Genomic DNA, 13350 nt, shown 5'->3' with positions numbered 1-13350 from the left:
AAAACTTTAAGCAGGAGGAGTGAGTTGGTTAAGATAAGGCTCAAGAAGATGGGAAGGAAGAAGCTTCCCGTATATAAGATTGTTGTTGCTGAAGCTATGTCTAAGAGAGACGGAAGGGCTGTAGATATCCTTGGAACTTACAACCCAAAGTCTAAGGAGCTCCAACTTGACGTTGAGAAGGTGAAAGAGTGGCTTTCAAAGGGTGCCGAGCCTACCCCGAGAGTTGCTTCACTTATCAAGAGAGCTCTACAGTAAGGAGGTGAGAGATGTCTGCTCTTAAGGAGATCGTTGAGTGCGTAGCAAAAAGGCTTGTGGATAATCCGGACGCCGTGTCTGTAAATGAAACTGTAGGTGAAAGGACTGTCGTTATTGAGCTTAAAGTTGCTCCCAGCGATTTAGGAAAAGTTATCGGTAAGCAGGGTAGGACTGCAAAAGCCCTCAGGACTATCCTTTCTGCTGCTGCGGCAAAGCAGGGCAAAAAGGCTGTTCTTGAAATAATAGAGTAGCGGCGAGCCGCTACTCTTCTACTCTCTTCAGACTTTCTAACAGTTTGTTAAACACCTCATCTGCAGAGCTGTCTTTTTCAAGAAAGAAGTAGCTTAGCTTAAAGTTAATGAGAACGTTACGGCTACTGTATGTCTTTGCCTTTAGGTTTAAAAGCATAAACTTGAGTCTTTGTTCAACTGCTTCAATATCGTTTCTGTTCTTTAGTGGAAAGATTATCCCTATTGTTTCATCGTCTATCTTAAACAGAAGGTCGCTTGGGCGAACGTGCCTGTCAATGTAAGTTGCTATATAGGTTGTTATTGAATATTTATCGTTTTGATCAATTTCTCCTAAAACAGACATTTTTATCCCGACGCAGGCAAGTGTTTCCTCACCTGCAAACTTCATTCTGTCAATTAGCCTCTGTACTCTCTCCTTAACGAACCTAGCCTTTGGAATGAAAGATTCCTTGTCAACGAGGTCCCTGTAGTCCTCTATCTCTTTTTCAAGGAGCTCTAAAACGTACTCTATACTTTCAAGCTCCTGAATACTTTCCTTTATGAGCTTTAAAGACTGTTTAATCTTGTCAATTCTTAAACTGTCCTTTATTCCCAATTCCCCACTCCGTAAGTTTATTTCTCAAAAATTGTATCTCTGTCCGGGACTTTTGCCCAGTCTTCAAGGAACCTTTCAATTCCTATGTCGGTAAGAGGGTGTTTTGAGAGTTGCTTTATTACTTTAAATGGAATTGTTGCTATGTCTGCTCCTATGAGTGCTGCCTGTAAAACGTGCTGTGGGTGTCTTACGCTTGCGACAATTATCTCCGTTTCAAAACCGTAGTTTTCGTATATCTGAACGACTTGAGAGATAAGCTCCATACCATCGTGGCCTACATCGTCAAGCCTTCCTACAAACGGAGAGACGTAAGTCGCACCAGCCTTTGCTGCAAGTAGTGCCTGTAGCGGAGAGAAAACAAGTGTTACGTTCGTCTTTATCCCTTCTGATGAGAGGATTTTTACAGCCTTTAGCCCTTCTGTCGTCATAGGTATTTTTATCACTACGTTGTCTCCAAACTTTGCAAGCTGTCTTGCCTCGTCAACCATTCCTTGTGTGTCAAGACTTACAACCTCAAGGCTTACGGGGCCGGGGACTGTTTCAACTATCTCTTTTGCCACCTCAAGGAAAGGTCTTCCCGTTTTTGAGATGAGGGTTGGGTTAGTTGTAACTCCGTCTATCAGCCCCATCTCCATTGCTGCTTTTATCTCGTTTATGTCAGCCGTATCAATGAAGAACTTCATCTTTCCCTCCTATTTCCAGAGTTTTAACGAGCTATAGTCCAGATCTCCAGTTTTTACCTGGTAGATAAGGGCAGTTAACAGAAGTAGTATAACAAAGACTTCTCCCAACTTCCCTGTTTTAAACAGCTTAAAACTTAGCCTTGGGTAGTATTTTAGTTTGTAGGGTATTCCTAAGGGGGTTAGTAAGTCTAAAAGTAGATGGGAGGCGTATCCTACCGTAAACGAGAGCAGGTAAATTCCCAAGCTTTTACTGTATAGGTCTTTTGCTGAGATTGATAAGAAAAAAAGGGTTAAAACGATTGCCGGGTGGTGGGTTATCCCTCTGTGGGCGTTGAAGAGAGTCCTTTTTGGCGGAAAAGGAAGCCCCTTTTTTAGGTCAATATCCGGGAGTATTGATCCTAAAGCTGCCGGAACTACCGGCAGTTTCAGGTAAGAGGCTAAAACGATACCTGCAAGTATGTGGGTTCCCGCTGTCATCTCAAGAGTTCTCTGATAAACGGGTTGTGGTGGAGCTCCCTTTTAAGGTCTGTCGTCTGGCCGTGTCCAGGCATTACTATTGCTGAGTGGTCAACTTCTTTTAAGACCTTAAAGATGGAATTCTTGAGCTCCTGAAAGTTGCTCATAGGCAGGTCGTATCTTCCTACGCTATCCCTGAATATCAGGTCTCCTACCACTGCCACCTTTCCCTTAGGTGAGTATAAGACTATGCTTCCCGGTGAGTGGCCGGGTGTGTGAAGGATTTTAAAGGTGTATTTCCCTAAGTTAACGGTATCTCCCTCTTTTACGGTTCTGTCTGGGGGAGGGGAGTATTCGGCTCCGGCAAGCTGGCCTATTTCGTTTTCAACCCAGAAGTTTAAGTTTTCTGCAGCTTTTGGGTGCATTAGGAGCTCTGCTTCCAGAAAGGAGAGCTTTGCCCAGGCGTTTGCTGCTATGTGGTCTGGGTGTTCGTGAGTGTTCACTATGAACTTTACTTTAAGGTCTCTTCTCTCTACCTCGTCCTGGATATTCTCAACGGCTTCTTTACTTCCCGGGTCAACCACCATAGCTTCTTTCGTTGATTCGTCCCAGATTAGCAGCGTGTTAACGATAAAAGGGCCGTTTGGAAAGACTTTAATCTCCATTACTCTTCCTCTAAAACGATGAAGTCGGCGATCTCTTCTAAATCTATATACTCGTTTGCTGCCTGTATTATCTCTTTTGCCGTTATACTTTTAAACGAGATTACTTCAACCTTTATTCCTTTGGCTTTTAAGAAGTTTATTAGGTCAACAAAGTCTCCGTCTCCGCTCATTAAGACAACAACGTCAACTTTTCTGCTTTCGGCCATGGCTATTGCGTCTATGGCTATTCCCATGTCCCAATCGGCCTTATACTCTACTCTGTCCCAGTTGTAGAACTTCTTCGGTTCTTTAAGTTTCACTTCGTAGCCGATGTTTTTTAAGACGTGGATGAAGCTGTCTTGGTTAACCCTTTCAAGGTCTACAAGGTAGGCTATTGCTCTGTAAAGGCTTCTTCCTCTAACTCCGATTTTTAGAAGGTTTTTGAAGTCTACTTTTCTCTTTAACGTGTTTTTCGCTCCGTAGTAGAGGTTCTGCATGTCAACCAACACTGTAACCGATAGGTGTTCTTTTCCTTTATCTCTGTCAAAGAGTTCTTTCGCTTTCAACGTTTCCTCCGATGTCGCAGGTATACCTGTTCCAGACTGCAAGAGGAGGTTCGCAGTAAGGGTCTTGTTTCAGCTTTTTAAGGAAGCTCTTCAGGTTTTCTTCCGTTATCAGTTTCATTCCTATTCCATATGCCGACAGGGCGTATATTACTCCCTTTCCTAAAGGAAGGTTGTTAACGGCTATACAATCTACTCCTCTCTTTGCTAGTAATTCAACTAACTCTATACACTTTCCCAGCTTAAGGTCTTTTGCTGGGTTTTTGAGCCTCTCAACCGTTTTAAACTCGTCGTTTCCATGCTTCAGAATGAGTATTTCCGGACACTCTGCAAACCTGTCACACACCCTGTTTCCGTCTACCGGAACTGCGTAGAGCTCCGCCCTTTTTTCATCGGGTTCAAAGTGGATTACGAGCTTTTCTATGAAGGGAATTTCCCTCTTTACTACCGCCTCAACTTCATGGACTATGTTGTGGGCTTTCTCAAAATCGTTGGTTGATACCGTTACCTCTGCCTCTATGAACTTGTAGCTGCCGGAGCTCCGCCCCGTTATGCTCTTAACCTCAGAAATTAGGGGATGGGATTTAAGGAGCTCTTCAATTCTGTCAAGGGTCTCCTTGTCTATTGACGCGTCTAACAGAACTTTTAGGGCTTCAACAAGTATCTCGTATCCGGCATGGAAGATAAAGAAAACGATTATTAGAATGGCAACTTTCTCAACTGTAGGGTATCCTAAGTAATTTCCAATAATTCCGGCCAAAACCACAATCGCCGAGAACATGTCCGTCTTGATGTGTTCGGAGTCGGCTATGAGGCTTGGGGAGTGGAGCTCCTCTCCCTTTTTCCTCTCAAACTGGGAGAAGAGGTAGGTTACGAGTATCGTTATCAGAACTGCACCTACGGCAATTCCTACGTTCTCAATTCTGAAGCTTTTACTTTCAAGGAAAGTTTCCTTGACTATTTCATAGCCTGCAAAGAAGATTGCGAGGGAACTAACTAAAGAGATGAAGTTTTCAACCTTGTAGAGGCCATAGGGAAATCCCTTTACCTTCATGTTTGCTATAACGATGCCGGCGTATACGGAGAGGGACGCTGCAAGGTCTGCCAACGAGTGGATACCATCTGCAATAAGGGATTTGGAGCCTGAGAGGAAACCAGCTGTAAGCTTTAGGAGAGATAAGAACAAATTAACAAAAATAGAGTATAGGGCAATTTTTCTCTTTTCAGCTGCAACGTTTAGCTCCATTTAAAACTCCGGGTCAAAGATGTCTTTAAGTTCCTTCGTTGCTTGTTGGAGTTTCTCTTTGTATTTTTTCCAGCTTTCAACAGCGCTTATGTCGTTTCCGCTCCTCTTTGCCCTTGCCAGCTTTACTTTAACGAGGGCGGGGACAGAAATCATCTTTCCCATTAGAAGGGCTTCCCCAACGTTTAGAGATGGTAGCTGACTTACGAGGTCTGCACTTAATGACTCTGATGCCTGCTGAACGTGTCTCTGGTCCCCCGGCTCAACGAGCTTCAGTATTACCATGTTGTTTGCCTGAGAGAGGGCATTTGAGTCTAACGCCTTCGGCCTTTGAGTAACGAGGCACAGTCCAAGCCCGAACTTCCTTCCTTCCCTTGCAATCCTTGATATCCAATACCTTGAACGGGTGTTTACCGTAGAAGAGGCCAGTATGTGGGCTTCCTCCAAAACTATAAAGAGGGGGAACTCAAGGCCACTGGAGAGCTCCCTTACGTTCCTCTTCCTCGCCTCTAAAACGTTCCTTAAAACGTGGCTTACGATTATGTCTGCAATTTTCTCGTCTACGTGTGAAAGGTCTATAACGTTGAGCTTTCCGAACTCTATCTGCTCAACTATCGGAGACTGGTTTAGGGCAAAGAGCTCCCCGTAGGCTTCCTTCATATCCTCAACCTTGTTGAGGACTCCGGTAATTGACTTCCTGTCGTCCTTGTACGAGTCGTCCTCTGCCCACCCCTGGAGGAGTCCTTCAAGGTGTCCCCAGAACATATCTGCCTGTATCTCGCCGTTTACAACTTTCTCTACAGTTTCCTTAAAGGCTCTTCTTAAGTACCTGTCCTGTATGTAGGCGCTGTCGTCAACGTTTGCGAATATCCTAAACTCATGGTAGCTGAGCCTTACGGGGTTCAGTGCAAGTTCTATTCTCTTAACTGCAGGCCTTCTGTCCTTCTGGTAGTCAAAGTTCACGTATTCGCCGTGCATGTCAAAGACTAAAACTGTTCCGTCCTTTTCAAGCAGTCCCTCAAGAATTACAGAAACGGTGTTTGACTTTCCTCCACCGGTTACGGCCAAAACGGCAAGGTGGCGGTTTACAATGCTATCTATGTCTATGTAAACTGGAACGTCTTTTCTCGTTAACAGATGCCCTATGTGTATCTTCGTTCCATCGTCCTGGCCGAAAACTTTCTTGAGCGTTTCGGTAGACGCCTCGTAAAGGTACGTTCCAGGCTCGGGAGGAATCCTCGGTATGAACATATTTTTGTCGGGGTCTCCCAAGATTGTGAGCTTTCCGTAGAAGAAAGACCTACCTTTTGAAAACTGCCTTATCTTTTCGGCATCTTCAGGGTCTATCGTGTCATCTAAAGAACGGTTAAGTCTCTTTATCTCTTTAACGAGAGCTAAAACTCTGTGTCCTTCATACTCAAGCTCTAAGTAGTCTCCTAAAGCTATTCTCTGGTTGCTTATAAACTCTGCCTCGGAGGTGGTTAGCTCTCCAACGCATACTCCAACAGGTTTTCTCTTTTCCAATCTTCTTCCTCCAGAAACGCTGTGGATTAAATTATAAGAATAACTTTCTCAGGGAGGGTTAAATGTCTGTTCTCGTTGAGTTCGCCATGTTTCCTACGGATAAGGGGGAGAGTGTTAGTCAATACGTTTCAAGGATAATCAAGATGATTGATGAGAGCGGAATTCCATATAAGCTTACCCCAATGGGAACTGTATTTGAGACGGAGACGATGGAGGAGGCTTTAAAGGTTATAGAGAATGCCTACAAACAGCTTGAGCCCGACTGTAACAGGGTTTACTCTGTCGTTAAGTTTGACATAAGGAAGGGCAGGAGTAACAGGTTAGTTCAGAAGATAAAGTCTGTTGAGAGTAAACTCGGGAAAGAGGTTAGCAAGTAGGAAAAAGTTGCCTATATTAACTGTGGGAGCAGGACGAGAGGCCGCTCAAAGGGATAAGCCCTTTGGGAGGAAAGTCCGGGCTCCACAGGGCAGGGAGCCGGCGTTAAGCCGGGCAGGGGCGACCCTGCGGAAGGGCCACAGAGAGCAGACCGCCACCTACAAGGTGGTAAGGGTGAAAGGGTGGTGTAAGAGACCACCGCTCCGACCCGTAAGGGAAAGAGGCACGGCAACCCCCTCCCGGAGCAAGGCTAAATAGGCTGGCGTTTGAGGGTGGCCCGCCCGATGCCAGCGGGTAAGCCGCATAGATAAATGGCCTCTTAAAACAGAACCCGGCTTACGGACTGCTCCCGCTATCCTTCTATTACCTTTACGAAGACTCTTCTCGTCCTTGGGCCGTCAAACTCGCAGAAGTAGATACCCTGCCATGTTCCCAGTAGGAGCTTCCCTTCCTGAACGATTACTGTCTGGTTACATCCTATTAGGCTTGACTTTATGTGGGCTGCAGAGTTTCCCTCTGCGTGCTCGTAGAAGGACTCCCTCCAAGGAACTAACTTATCAAGCATTGAGATAATGTCCTTCCTTACCGTAGGGTCTGCGTTTTCGTTTATTGTTACTCCTGCAGTTGTGTGGGGAACGTAGATGACGCATATTCCCCTCTTTACTCCCGACTGGAGAACTACCGACTCAACCTGCCTTGTTATGTCAATAAACTGGTTCCTTCCGGTTGTTTTAAGTGTAATCTCGTAAACCATACTTCCTCCACAGAGTTAATTTTGAGTTGATTTTAACAATTAACCTGCTTCAGTTTTCTGAGAACGACATTCATTAGCTCAATGTGACTCTTAATTCTGCTGAAAATAAGGCCTCTTCAAGCCTTTTAAGAGCTCTCTCAAAGGTCTCTACCCTCTCTTTCAGAACTATCTCACTCCTTCTCTTAAGTGTGGAGCTCACCTCAGCTCAACCAAGTCAACCTTGTAGGGAGCTCTCCTCCAAAATTCCTCTTAGCTTGTTTCCCTTTTTATAGGTTTGTTCTTGAAAATTTCCTTTAAGAAGAGCTTCAAGTCTTCTAACTTTAGTTGCTTTTTTCACCTTAAAGGTTTTCCCAACCTGTGGTTGTCAATGAGTCTCGTTTTTCCAACAAAGACTGCAAGGGCTATTAAGTCTCCCTCTTTTACCTCTTTAACCGGCTTTAAGTTTTCCGGGTCAACTATCTCTACGTAGTCAACCTTTTCAACTTTTGGGTGGGAGAGAATAAACTCCTTAACCTTTCCCTTTATAACTTCCGGGTTTCTCTCTCCAGATTCAAAGAGCTCCTCCGCAAGCTTCAGCCCCCTGTAGAGCGAGAGGGCAGATTCCCTCTCCTCCGGTGAGAGGTAGGTGTTCCTTGAGCTCATTGCAAGGCCGTCTTTTTCCCTCACTATTGGACAGCCAACTACTTCAACGGGAATGTTTAAATCCCTAATTAACCTCTTTATCACCTGAAGCTGCTGGTAGTCCTTCTCTCCAAAGTAGGCTCTCGTTGGGCAGACGATGTTCAGGAGCTTTGTAACGACGGTTGCAACCCCCCTAAAGTGCCCCGGCCTCTTTGCTCCACACAATCCCTCCGTTAGACCTAAAACCTCAACAAAAGTTGAGTAGCCCTTGGGATACATCTCAGAGACGGAGGGAATAAAGAGGTAGTCAACTCCCTCTTTTTGAAGGAGTTCCCTGTCTCTCTCTTCGTCCCTTGGGTATCTCTCGTAGTCCTCGTTTGGCCCAAACTGTGTAGGGTTAACGAATACGCTGACAACGACGATGTCGTTCTCCTTCCTTGCCCTCCTTACAAGGGAGAGGTGCCCTTCGTGTAGGTACCCCATCGTCGGAACGAAACCTACCTCTTTCCCCGTTTTAAAGAGGCTCCTTGATATGGCCTGCATCTCCTTAATCGACCTAACTACCCTCATTGAGCTCCCCTTCTGCAATCAGTTTACCTTTAACTATACCTGCTCCTAACAGGATTACAGTTGCCGAGTAGTAAATCCAGATTAAAAAGATAATTACTGCAGCAAAGGAACTGTAGAGGATACTAACCTTTGAGACGTTTAGGATAAACCAGACGAAGAACCTTTCAAAAACTGCAAGTATTGAGAAGATGAGAGCAGATATTTTAAAGACCGTTTTAAATGGAACGTTTACGGGCAGTAGAAAGTAGTAAATGGCGGTGAGGACTACAAACATGAGAAACGGCGGAACTAAAGAGGAGAGGAAGGAGAGCTCCGGGAACTGAGGTAGAAGAACGGCTATGAGGTAGTGGGCAACGTAGAAGACGAACATCAGCATCCACAGGAGGAAGATAACCAAGATTATCGCTATGTGTCTGTATAGAAATCCTGCCGGGTTTTTAACTCCCAAGATTTCACAGAAAGAGCGCTCAATAGATGTAAAGATTCCCCTTGAGAACCAGAACATTACAAGGGCTGCTGTTCCGCTTATAATTCCAGATTTGTTTATAACCCTTTGAAGCTGTAGGATTATTGGTTTTAGAGGTAAGTCCATAAACTCTTTCGGAATAAACTCCTGAAAGTTAACGTGGAAGACGACCACTCCTAAGAAGAAGAGGAATATAAAGAGAGGAATAATAGACATGAGAGTATAGTAGGCGATTGATGCGGCGTAGAACATGTAGTCGCTCTCAAACAGGTCGCAGAGGGCAAAGGCGAGGTAGGAGATAGAAGAACCTCTCTTCAGGAGTTTTCTGCATATCATCCTTTAAGAGCTCTTTCAACGAATTTTACCCTCTCTTCCATCTTCTTCCTGTCCTTCTCTTCAGAGAAGAACTCAAGGAGCTCCTTTGTAGAAACCTCTAAACTGCCCCTCTCCTCAATCAGCTGACAGGCTTTTTCAGAGAGGGCTAAGAGCTTCTTACACCTCTTACTGGCCTTAAACCTACACTCAACTACTTTTCCGTTTTCTTCCCTAACGAAGAACTGGAGCCTGTGGACTCCTTCTTTTACTTCCGATAGAGCTTTAAGACCTTCCGGAGCTCCATCTACAAAGTGTTCCGTTCCGTTCTTTAGAAAATCAGACACCTTCACCTTCCACCTCCTTTAAAAGGACGAAGTCGTTCCTATGGATGCAGAGCTTAGACTTCTCAATTTTATCGCTGCTGCACCTGACGATTCCCTTACCTATCAGCTCGCCGCTTAAAGAGTAAACCTCAACCGCGTCTCCTTTCTCAAATCTTCCCTCTGCCCTTTTTACTCCCTTAGAGAGAAGGCTCTTCCCCATTTTAACTACTGCCTCTTCAGCCCCTTTGTCAATAAAGAGTTTTCCCTTGGGTTTCATAAGGTAGAGGATCCTGTAACCCTTGGCTTTCAGCTTCTTTTTTGGGATAAAGAGAGTCCCCACCTTCTCTCCTTCAGCAATTCTGACTAAAACGTTCTCTTCCCTTCCCCCTGCAACGATTACCGGAATTCCCTTCTTGGCGGCCTTAAGTGCAGCTTCAACTTTTGTTCCCATTCCTCCAGTTCCAAAAGTAGTCTTACAGGAGAAGTCACACTTTTCAAAGAGTTCTTCCTCATTCTCCACTACTGGTATTAGTTTGGCATCTGGGTTTGTAGTCGGGTCTTTATCGTAGATTCCATTTGCAGTTGTCAGGATTATCAGAAGGTCTGCGTTGACGAGGACAGAAACGTGGGCAGAGAGGTTGTCGTTGTCCCCTATCTTTATCTCCTCTACAGAAACTGTGTCGTTCTCGTTTACTACAGGAACTACGCGGAACTTAAGGAGCGACTCAAAAGTGTTCTTTGCGTTTAGGAACCTCTCCTTTGACCTTAAGTCTTCTGCAGTTAGAAGAACTTGGGCAACTTCCGTTCCAAACCGCTTAAAGGTTTTCCTGTACTCCTCCATTAGGTAAGACTGACCTACGGCTGAAAGGGCCTGCTTTTCAGAGAGAGAAAAGGGTTTCCTCTTAAGCCCCAGAGCCTTTATTCCTGCCAAAACGGCTCCGGAGCTAACCAAAATTACCTCCTTTCCCTTTTTTCGGAGCTCCTCAACCTGACGGGAGAGCTCCCCTATAAACTCTCCGTTAAGCCCCTCTTTCCCGGCAAGGAGCTGTGAACCTACCTTAACCACTATCCTTTTGGCTCTCTTCAGCATTCTCAATCTCCTTCAGCTTCCGGGAGACGAACCTCATTAGCTCCTTCATCCCCTCTCCCGTTACTGCAGAAATTGCAAAGAAAGGATAACCTTTCTCTTCAAAGTATCCCTTTAACCTTTCTATAACGCTCCTATCGGTTAGAGCATCAACTTTTGTTCCTACAACTATCTGGGGCTTCTTTGCAAGCTCTGGGGAGTAGAGGGAGAGCTCCCTGTTTATAGCCTCAAATGCTTCTTCAGGGCTCCTGGTTGAGTCTGTAAGGTCTATAAGGTGAAGGAGTAGCTTTGTCCTCTCAACGTGTCTTAAGAACTCGTGTCCTAAACCTTTCCCCTTGTGAGCTCCCTCAATTAGTCCAGGGATATCTGCAACTACGAATGAGTAGCCATCAACCTCGGTTACCCCAAGTATCGGCCTTAGGGTCGTAAACGGGTAGTCTCCAATCTCCGGCTTTGCCGCCGAAATCCTTGAGAGAAATGTAGACTTTCCGGCGTTTGGGAAACCGACGAGGCCAACGTCTGCAAGAAGTTTCAGCTCAAGCTCAATCCATCTCTCCTCTCCGGGCTCTCCCGGCTCTGCAAAGTCTGGGGCTTGTCTTGTCGGGGTTGCAAACTCAGCGTTTCCTCTACCTCCTCTTCCTCCCTTTGCAACTACTAACCTCTGGCCGTGTTCCGTTAAGTCTCCTAAAATTTCCCCTGTTTCTGCGTCCTTAACTACAGTTCCAACGGGGACTTTTACTACTAAGTCCTTTCCACTCTTGCCGCTCCTCTTGTTTCCCTCTCCGTGTCTTCCCCTTTCGGCCTTGTAGTGGCGTTTGTATTTAAAGTCCAAAAGGGTGTGGACGTTCCTGTCTGCCTCAAGGATTACATCTCCCCCCTTCCCTCCGCTTCCTCCTGAAGGCCCTCCTTTTGGAACGAACTTCTCCCGCCTAAAGGCAACACAGCCGTTGCCACCACGTCCTCCCTGGACAAAAATTTTAGCTCTATCAATGAACTGGGACATACTGACCTCCCTAAAAGGTTGCAGAACTAAGTTAGGTTTCTTAAAAAACAATTTCAATGGAGGGTAAAGTGAAGAGAGCCTTGAGTTTCCTGCTGGTTCTATTTGCCTTCCTGCTGCCACTGACTGGATGCTTCAAGAAAGAGGAAGCTCCAAAGGTTAACGGTGCCGTTCTGAAGGAGCTCCACTACAGAGGCCTAAAGTTCTACGAAACTGTTGGAGGCCACACTTTAAGGAAACACGTTGGGAAGGACTACAAGTGGCTGGTTAAAAGGCTCAAGGAAGAGCCGAGGCTAAGGTCTGCAAGTTCGTTCTACGACTACGAAACTGCAGAGAGGGTTGTAGAGGCTGCAATCTCCCGGAACGCCGAGAAGATAAAGAGTTGGCTATCAGACCCCAACTCTCCCGACAAGTTAGTTCTTATCTATAGAGGTGAAAAGCCCATAGGTATAAAAGTTGAGAGAAGGAAAGACCGCTTTGACGAGTACACCTGTAGAGATGCCAGGGTGGTATTGAAAAAAGATAAAAGGTTTGGTTTTATAGTTCTGACGGCATACCCAACTTAGCCGGAGGAGAGCGTGAACTACGAGAAGGAGAAACAGTTTGAGGAGAGATACCCGTTCTTCTACTCCCTCCTTGCAACCTTCTCCTATGGAGTTGAGGAGGGAAAGTCTGACTGGGACATCGTTAGGGAGGAGGTAAGGGACTGCCAAACTGCTGAGAAACTTCTTGAGGAGATTGAAACTTTCCTAAAGAACAGACCGGCCGACTTTGAGCACGTGGTTGGAGATGTTGCAAACTATTACTTTGACGACACAAACGACTTTTTAAGGTGGGTTGAGCAGGTTAAGAAGTATGTAGAGTCTCTCAAGAGGAGACTCTGTGGATAGGGTTGACCTTTCAACGTTCTTGAGTGATAGGTGTCGGTTCTACCAGTTTAAAGAGGGCTTTAGGTTCGGGACCGACACCTTTTTACTTACAGACTTCGTAAGGGTAAAGGGAAGGGAGAGGCTGATAGACCTCGGAACGGGCTGTGGAGTTATTCCCATTCTTCTCCTCCTTAAATACCCGAAACTTACAGCTGTTGGAGTTGATGTTCTGCCGGAGAATATAGAGCTCTCACTAAAAAACGCTGAAATAAACGGGGTTTTAGACAGGTTCTGTGCCGTTACTTTGAACGTTAAAGACGTAAAAAGCCGCTTTAAACCTTCTTCTTTTGACGTTGTTGTAAGCAACCCACCCTTTATAGAGGTTGGAACCGGAGACGTTCCAGAAGGCAAACTGAAAGCCTATGCGAGACAGGAAATTTCAGCAACCCTTTCAGACTTTGTTGACGCTGCAAGGTACCTCCTGAAAAACAGGGGGAGGTTCTACTTGCTCCTTCCCGTTCACCGTTTCGTTGACGCCGTTTACCTTTTAAGGGACAGGAAGCTTGAGCCTAAGAGGTTGAGGTTTATCTACCCATGTCCCGGTAAAAGTGCAAACCTGTTCCTCTTGGAGGCTGTAAAGGGAGGAGGAAAGGGAATAACAGTTGAGTCTCCTCTGGTTGTCTACAAGGACTGTAGTAGCAGGGTTTATACGGAGGAAGTTGAAGAGAAATACGCCAATTTTCTAAGTTAACTTTT

19 protein-coding genes and 1 other RNA gene are annotated in these 13350 nt (G+C 45.5%); 7 read left to right on the top strand and 13 right to left on the bottom strand.

The window, feature by feature from the left end:
• Window positions 1-24 precede the first annotated feature (24 nt).
• Both rpsP and ACZ424_RS04150 read left to right on the top strand, forming a co-directional pair.
• A complete protein-coding gene (gene rpsP / locus ACZ424_RS04155) occupies window positions 25-255 on the top strand; it encodes a 30S ribosomal protein S16 (protein WP_464903750.1) in 231 nt (76 codons plus the stop codon).
• A gap of 11 nt (window positions 256-266) precedes the next feature.
• The gene (locus ACZ424_RS04150) at window positions 267-506 is read left to right on the top strand and encodes a KH domain-containing protein (RefSeq protein ID WP_464903749.1); all 240 of its coding nucleotides are present in this window, start codon (window positions 267-269) and stop codon (window positions 504-506) included.
• Between the two features lie 10 nt (window positions 507-516).
• On the opposite strand, the gene ACZ424_RS04145 is transcribed toward ACZ424_RS04150, so the two are convergent.
• From ACZ424_RS04145 to ACZ424_RS04115, 7 genes are read right to left on the bottom strand one after another with little or no spacing between them, the layout of a single operon-like run.
• On the bottom strand, window positions 517-1101 hold the full coding sequence (locus tag ACZ424_RS04145; protein ID WP_464903748.1) for a hypothetical protein: 585 nt from the start codon (window positions 1099-1101) through the stop codon (window positions 517-519).
• A gap of 17 nt (window positions 1102-1118) precedes the next feature.
• Window positions 1119-1784, bottom strand: a complete 666-nt coding sequence (gene fsa / locus ACZ424_RS04140) for a fructose-6-phosphate aldolase (RefSeq protein ID WP_464903747.1) — start codon at window positions 1782-1784, stop codon at window positions 1119-1121.
• Between the two features lie 9 nt (window positions 1785-1793).
• Window positions 1794-2261, bottom strand: coding sequence for a metal-dependent hydrolase (locus ACZ424_RS04135; RefSeq protein WP_464903746.1), 468 nt, complete (start codon window positions 2259-2261; stop codon window positions 1794-1796).
• Window positions 2258-2905 (bottom strand): MBL fold metallo-hydrolase, encoded by a 648-nt coding sequence (locus ACZ424_RS04130; protein ID WP_464903745.1) that lies wholly within the window; start codon window positions 2903-2905, stop codon window positions 2258-2260. The genes ACZ424_RS04135 and ACZ424_RS04130 overlap by 4 nt, the downstream gene beginning before the upstream one ends.
• Window positions 2905-3450 (bottom strand): LabA-like NYN domain-containing protein, encoded by a 546-nt coding sequence (locus ACZ424_RS04125; RefSeq protein ID WP_464903744.1) that lies wholly within the window; start codon window positions 3448-3450, stop codon window positions 2905-2907. Before ACZ424_RS04125 ends, ACZ424_RS04130 begins: the two co-directional genes overlap by 1 nt.
• Window positions 3428-4693 carry a cation diffusion facilitator family transporter gene (locus ACZ424_RS04120; protein ID WP_464903743.1) on the bottom strand — a complete coding sequence of 422 codons (1266 nt, stop codon included), beginning with the start codon at window positions 4691-4693 and terminating at the stop codon, window positions 3428-3430. Before ACZ424_RS04120 ends, ACZ424_RS04125 begins: the two co-directional genes overlap by 23 nt.
• Complete coding sequence (locus tag ACZ424_RS04115; protein ID WP_464903742.1) at window positions 4694-6214, bottom strand: helicase HerA domain-containing protein; 1521 nt, start codon at window positions 6212-6214, stop codon at window positions 4694-4696. It abuts the gene before it with no gap.
• Window positions 6215-6276: 62 nt separating this feature from the next.
• Here ACZ424_RS04115 and ACZ424_RS04110 point away from each other — a divergent pair, with 62 nt between their 5' ends.
• Together ACZ424_RS04110 and rnpB are read left to right on the top strand one after the other, a co-directional pair.
• Window positions 6277-6591 carry an MTH1187 family thiamine-binding protein gene (locus ACZ424_RS04110; protein WP_464903741.1) on the top strand — a complete coding sequence of 105 codons (315 nt, stop codon included), beginning with the start codon at window positions 6277-6279 and terminating at the stop codon, window positions 6589-6591.
• Between the two features lie 25 nt (window positions 6592-6616).
• An RNA gene (rnpB, locus tag ACZ424_RS04105) (RNase P RNA component class A) lies at window positions 6617-6943 on the top strand.
• Here the strand turns inward: rnpB and ACZ424_RS04100 are convergent.
• From ACZ424_RS04100 to obgE, 6 genes are all read right to left on the bottom strand, one after another.
• A complete protein-coding gene (locus tag ACZ424_RS04100) occupies window positions 6942-7343 on the bottom strand; it encodes a secondary thiamine-phosphate synthase enzyme YjbQ (RefSeq protein ID WP_464903740.1) in 402 nt (133 codons plus the stop codon). The two genes, rnpB and ACZ424_RS04100, sit on opposite strands and share 2 nt — an antisense overlap.
• Window positions 7344-7676: 333 nt before the next feature.
• A complete protein-coding gene (panC, locus tag ACZ424_RS04095) occupies window positions 7677-8534 on the bottom strand; it encodes a pantoate--beta-alanine ligase (RefSeq protein ID WP_464903739.1) in 858 nt (285 codons plus the stop codon).
• Complete coding sequence (locus tag ACZ424_RS04090; protein ID WP_464903738.1) at window positions 8521-9336, bottom strand: YihY/virulence factor BrkB family protein; 816 nt, start codon at window positions 9334-9336, stop codon at window positions 8521-8523. The genes panC and ACZ424_RS04090 overlap by 14 nt, the downstream gene beginning before the upstream one ends.
• Window positions 9333-9665, bottom strand: coding sequence for a nicotinate phosphoribosyltransferase (locus tag ACZ424_RS04085; RefSeq protein ID WP_464903737.1), 333 nt, complete (start codon window positions 9663-9665; stop codon window positions 9333-9335). The genes ACZ424_RS04090 and ACZ424_RS04085 overlap by 4 nt, the downstream gene beginning before the upstream one ends.
• Entirely contained in the window at window positions 9652-10728 is a 1077-nt protein-coding gene (gene proB / locus ACZ424_RS04080) for a glutamate 5-kinase (RefSeq protein WP_464903736.1), read from the bottom strand. The genes ACZ424_RS04085 and proB overlap by 14 nt, the downstream gene beginning before the upstream one ends.
• Window positions 10697-11728, bottom strand: coding sequence for a GTPase ObgE (gene obgE / locus ACZ424_RS04075; RefSeq protein WP_464903735.1), 1032 nt, complete (start codon window positions 11726-11728; stop codon window positions 10697-10699). The genes proB and obgE overlap by 32 nt, the downstream gene beginning before the upstream one ends.
• Window positions 11729-11796: 68 nt before the next feature.
• On the opposite strand from obgE, the gene ACZ424_RS04070 reads away from it, so the two are divergent.
• The 3 genes from ACZ424_RS04070 to ACZ424_RS04060 are packed head-to-tail and all read left to right on the top strand — an operon-like array spanning window position 11797 to window position 13345.
• Complete coding sequence (locus ACZ424_RS04070) at window positions 11797-12291, top strand: RNase A-like domain-containing protein (RefSeq protein ID WP_464903734.1); 495 nt, start codon at window positions 11797-11799, stop codon at window positions 12289-12291.
• A gap of 12 nt (window positions 12292-12303) precedes the next feature.
• On the top strand, window positions 12304-12615 hold the full coding sequence (locus tag ACZ424_RS04065) for a hypothetical protein (RefSeq protein WP_464903733.1): 312 nt from the start codon (window positions 12304-12306) through the stop codon (window positions 12613-12615).
• The gene (locus ACZ424_RS04060) at window positions 12608-13345 is read left to right on the top strand and encodes a tRNA1(Val) (adenine(37)-N6)-methyltransferase (protein WP_464903732.1); all 738 of its coding nucleotides are present in this window, start codon (window positions 12608-12610) and stop codon (window positions 13343-13345) included. Before ACZ424_RS04065 ends, ACZ424_RS04060 begins: the two co-directional genes overlap by 8 nt.
• Window positions 13346-13350: the final 5 nt, after the last annotated feature.

It is taken from the genome of Thermovibrio ruber (assembly GCF_055380895.1).
This window is presented reverse-complemented; position numbering and strand designations above follow the sequence as displayed.

Excerpts from the sequence above, each read along its gene's own strand:
- ACZ424_RS04150 (WP_464903749.1), top strand. The coding sequence starts at position 267 with ATGTCTGCTCTTAAGGAGATCGTTGAGTGCGTAGCAAAAAGGCTTGTG.
- fsa (WP_464903747.1), bottom strand. The coding sequence starts at position 1,784 with ATGAAGTTCTTCATTGATACGGCTGACATAAACGAGATAAAAGCAGCA.
- ACZ424_RS04135 (WP_464903746.1), bottom strand. The coding sequence starts at position 2,261 with ATGACAGCGGGAACCCACATACTTGCAGGTATCGTTTTAGCCTCTTAC.
- ACZ424_RS04130 (WP_464903745.1), bottom strand. The coding sequence starts at position 2,905 with ATGGAGATTAAAGTCTTTCCAAACGGCCCTTTTATCGTTAACACGCTG.
- ACZ424_RS04120 (WP_464903743.1), bottom strand. The coding sequence starts at position 4,693 with ATGGAGCTAAACGTTGCAGCTGAAAAGAGAAAAATTGCCCTATACTCT.
- ACZ424_RS04110 (WP_464903741.1), top strand. The coding sequence starts at position 6,277 with ATGTCTGTTCTCGTTGAGTTCGCCATGTTTCCTACGGATAAGGGGGAG.
- ACZ424_RS04100 (WP_464903740.1), bottom strand. The coding sequence starts at position 7,343 with ATGGTTTACGAGATTACACTTAAAACAACCGGAAGGAACCAGTTTATT.
- panC (WP_464903739.1), bottom strand. The coding sequence starts at position 8,534 with ATGAGGGTAGTTAGGTCGATTAAGGAGATGCAGGCCATATCAAGGAGC.
- ACZ424_RS04090 (WP_464903738.1), bottom strand. The coding sequence starts at position 9,336 with ATGATATGCAGAAAACTCCTGAAGAGAGGTTCTTCTATCTCCTACCTC.
- proB (WP_464903736.1), bottom strand. The coding sequence starts at position 10,728 with ATGCTGAAGAGAGCCAAAAGGATAGTGGTTAAGGTAGGTTCACAGCTC.
- obgE (WP_464903735.1), bottom strand. The coding sequence starts at position 11,728 with ATGTCCCAGTTCATTGATAGAGCTAAAATTTTTGTCCAGGGAGGACGT.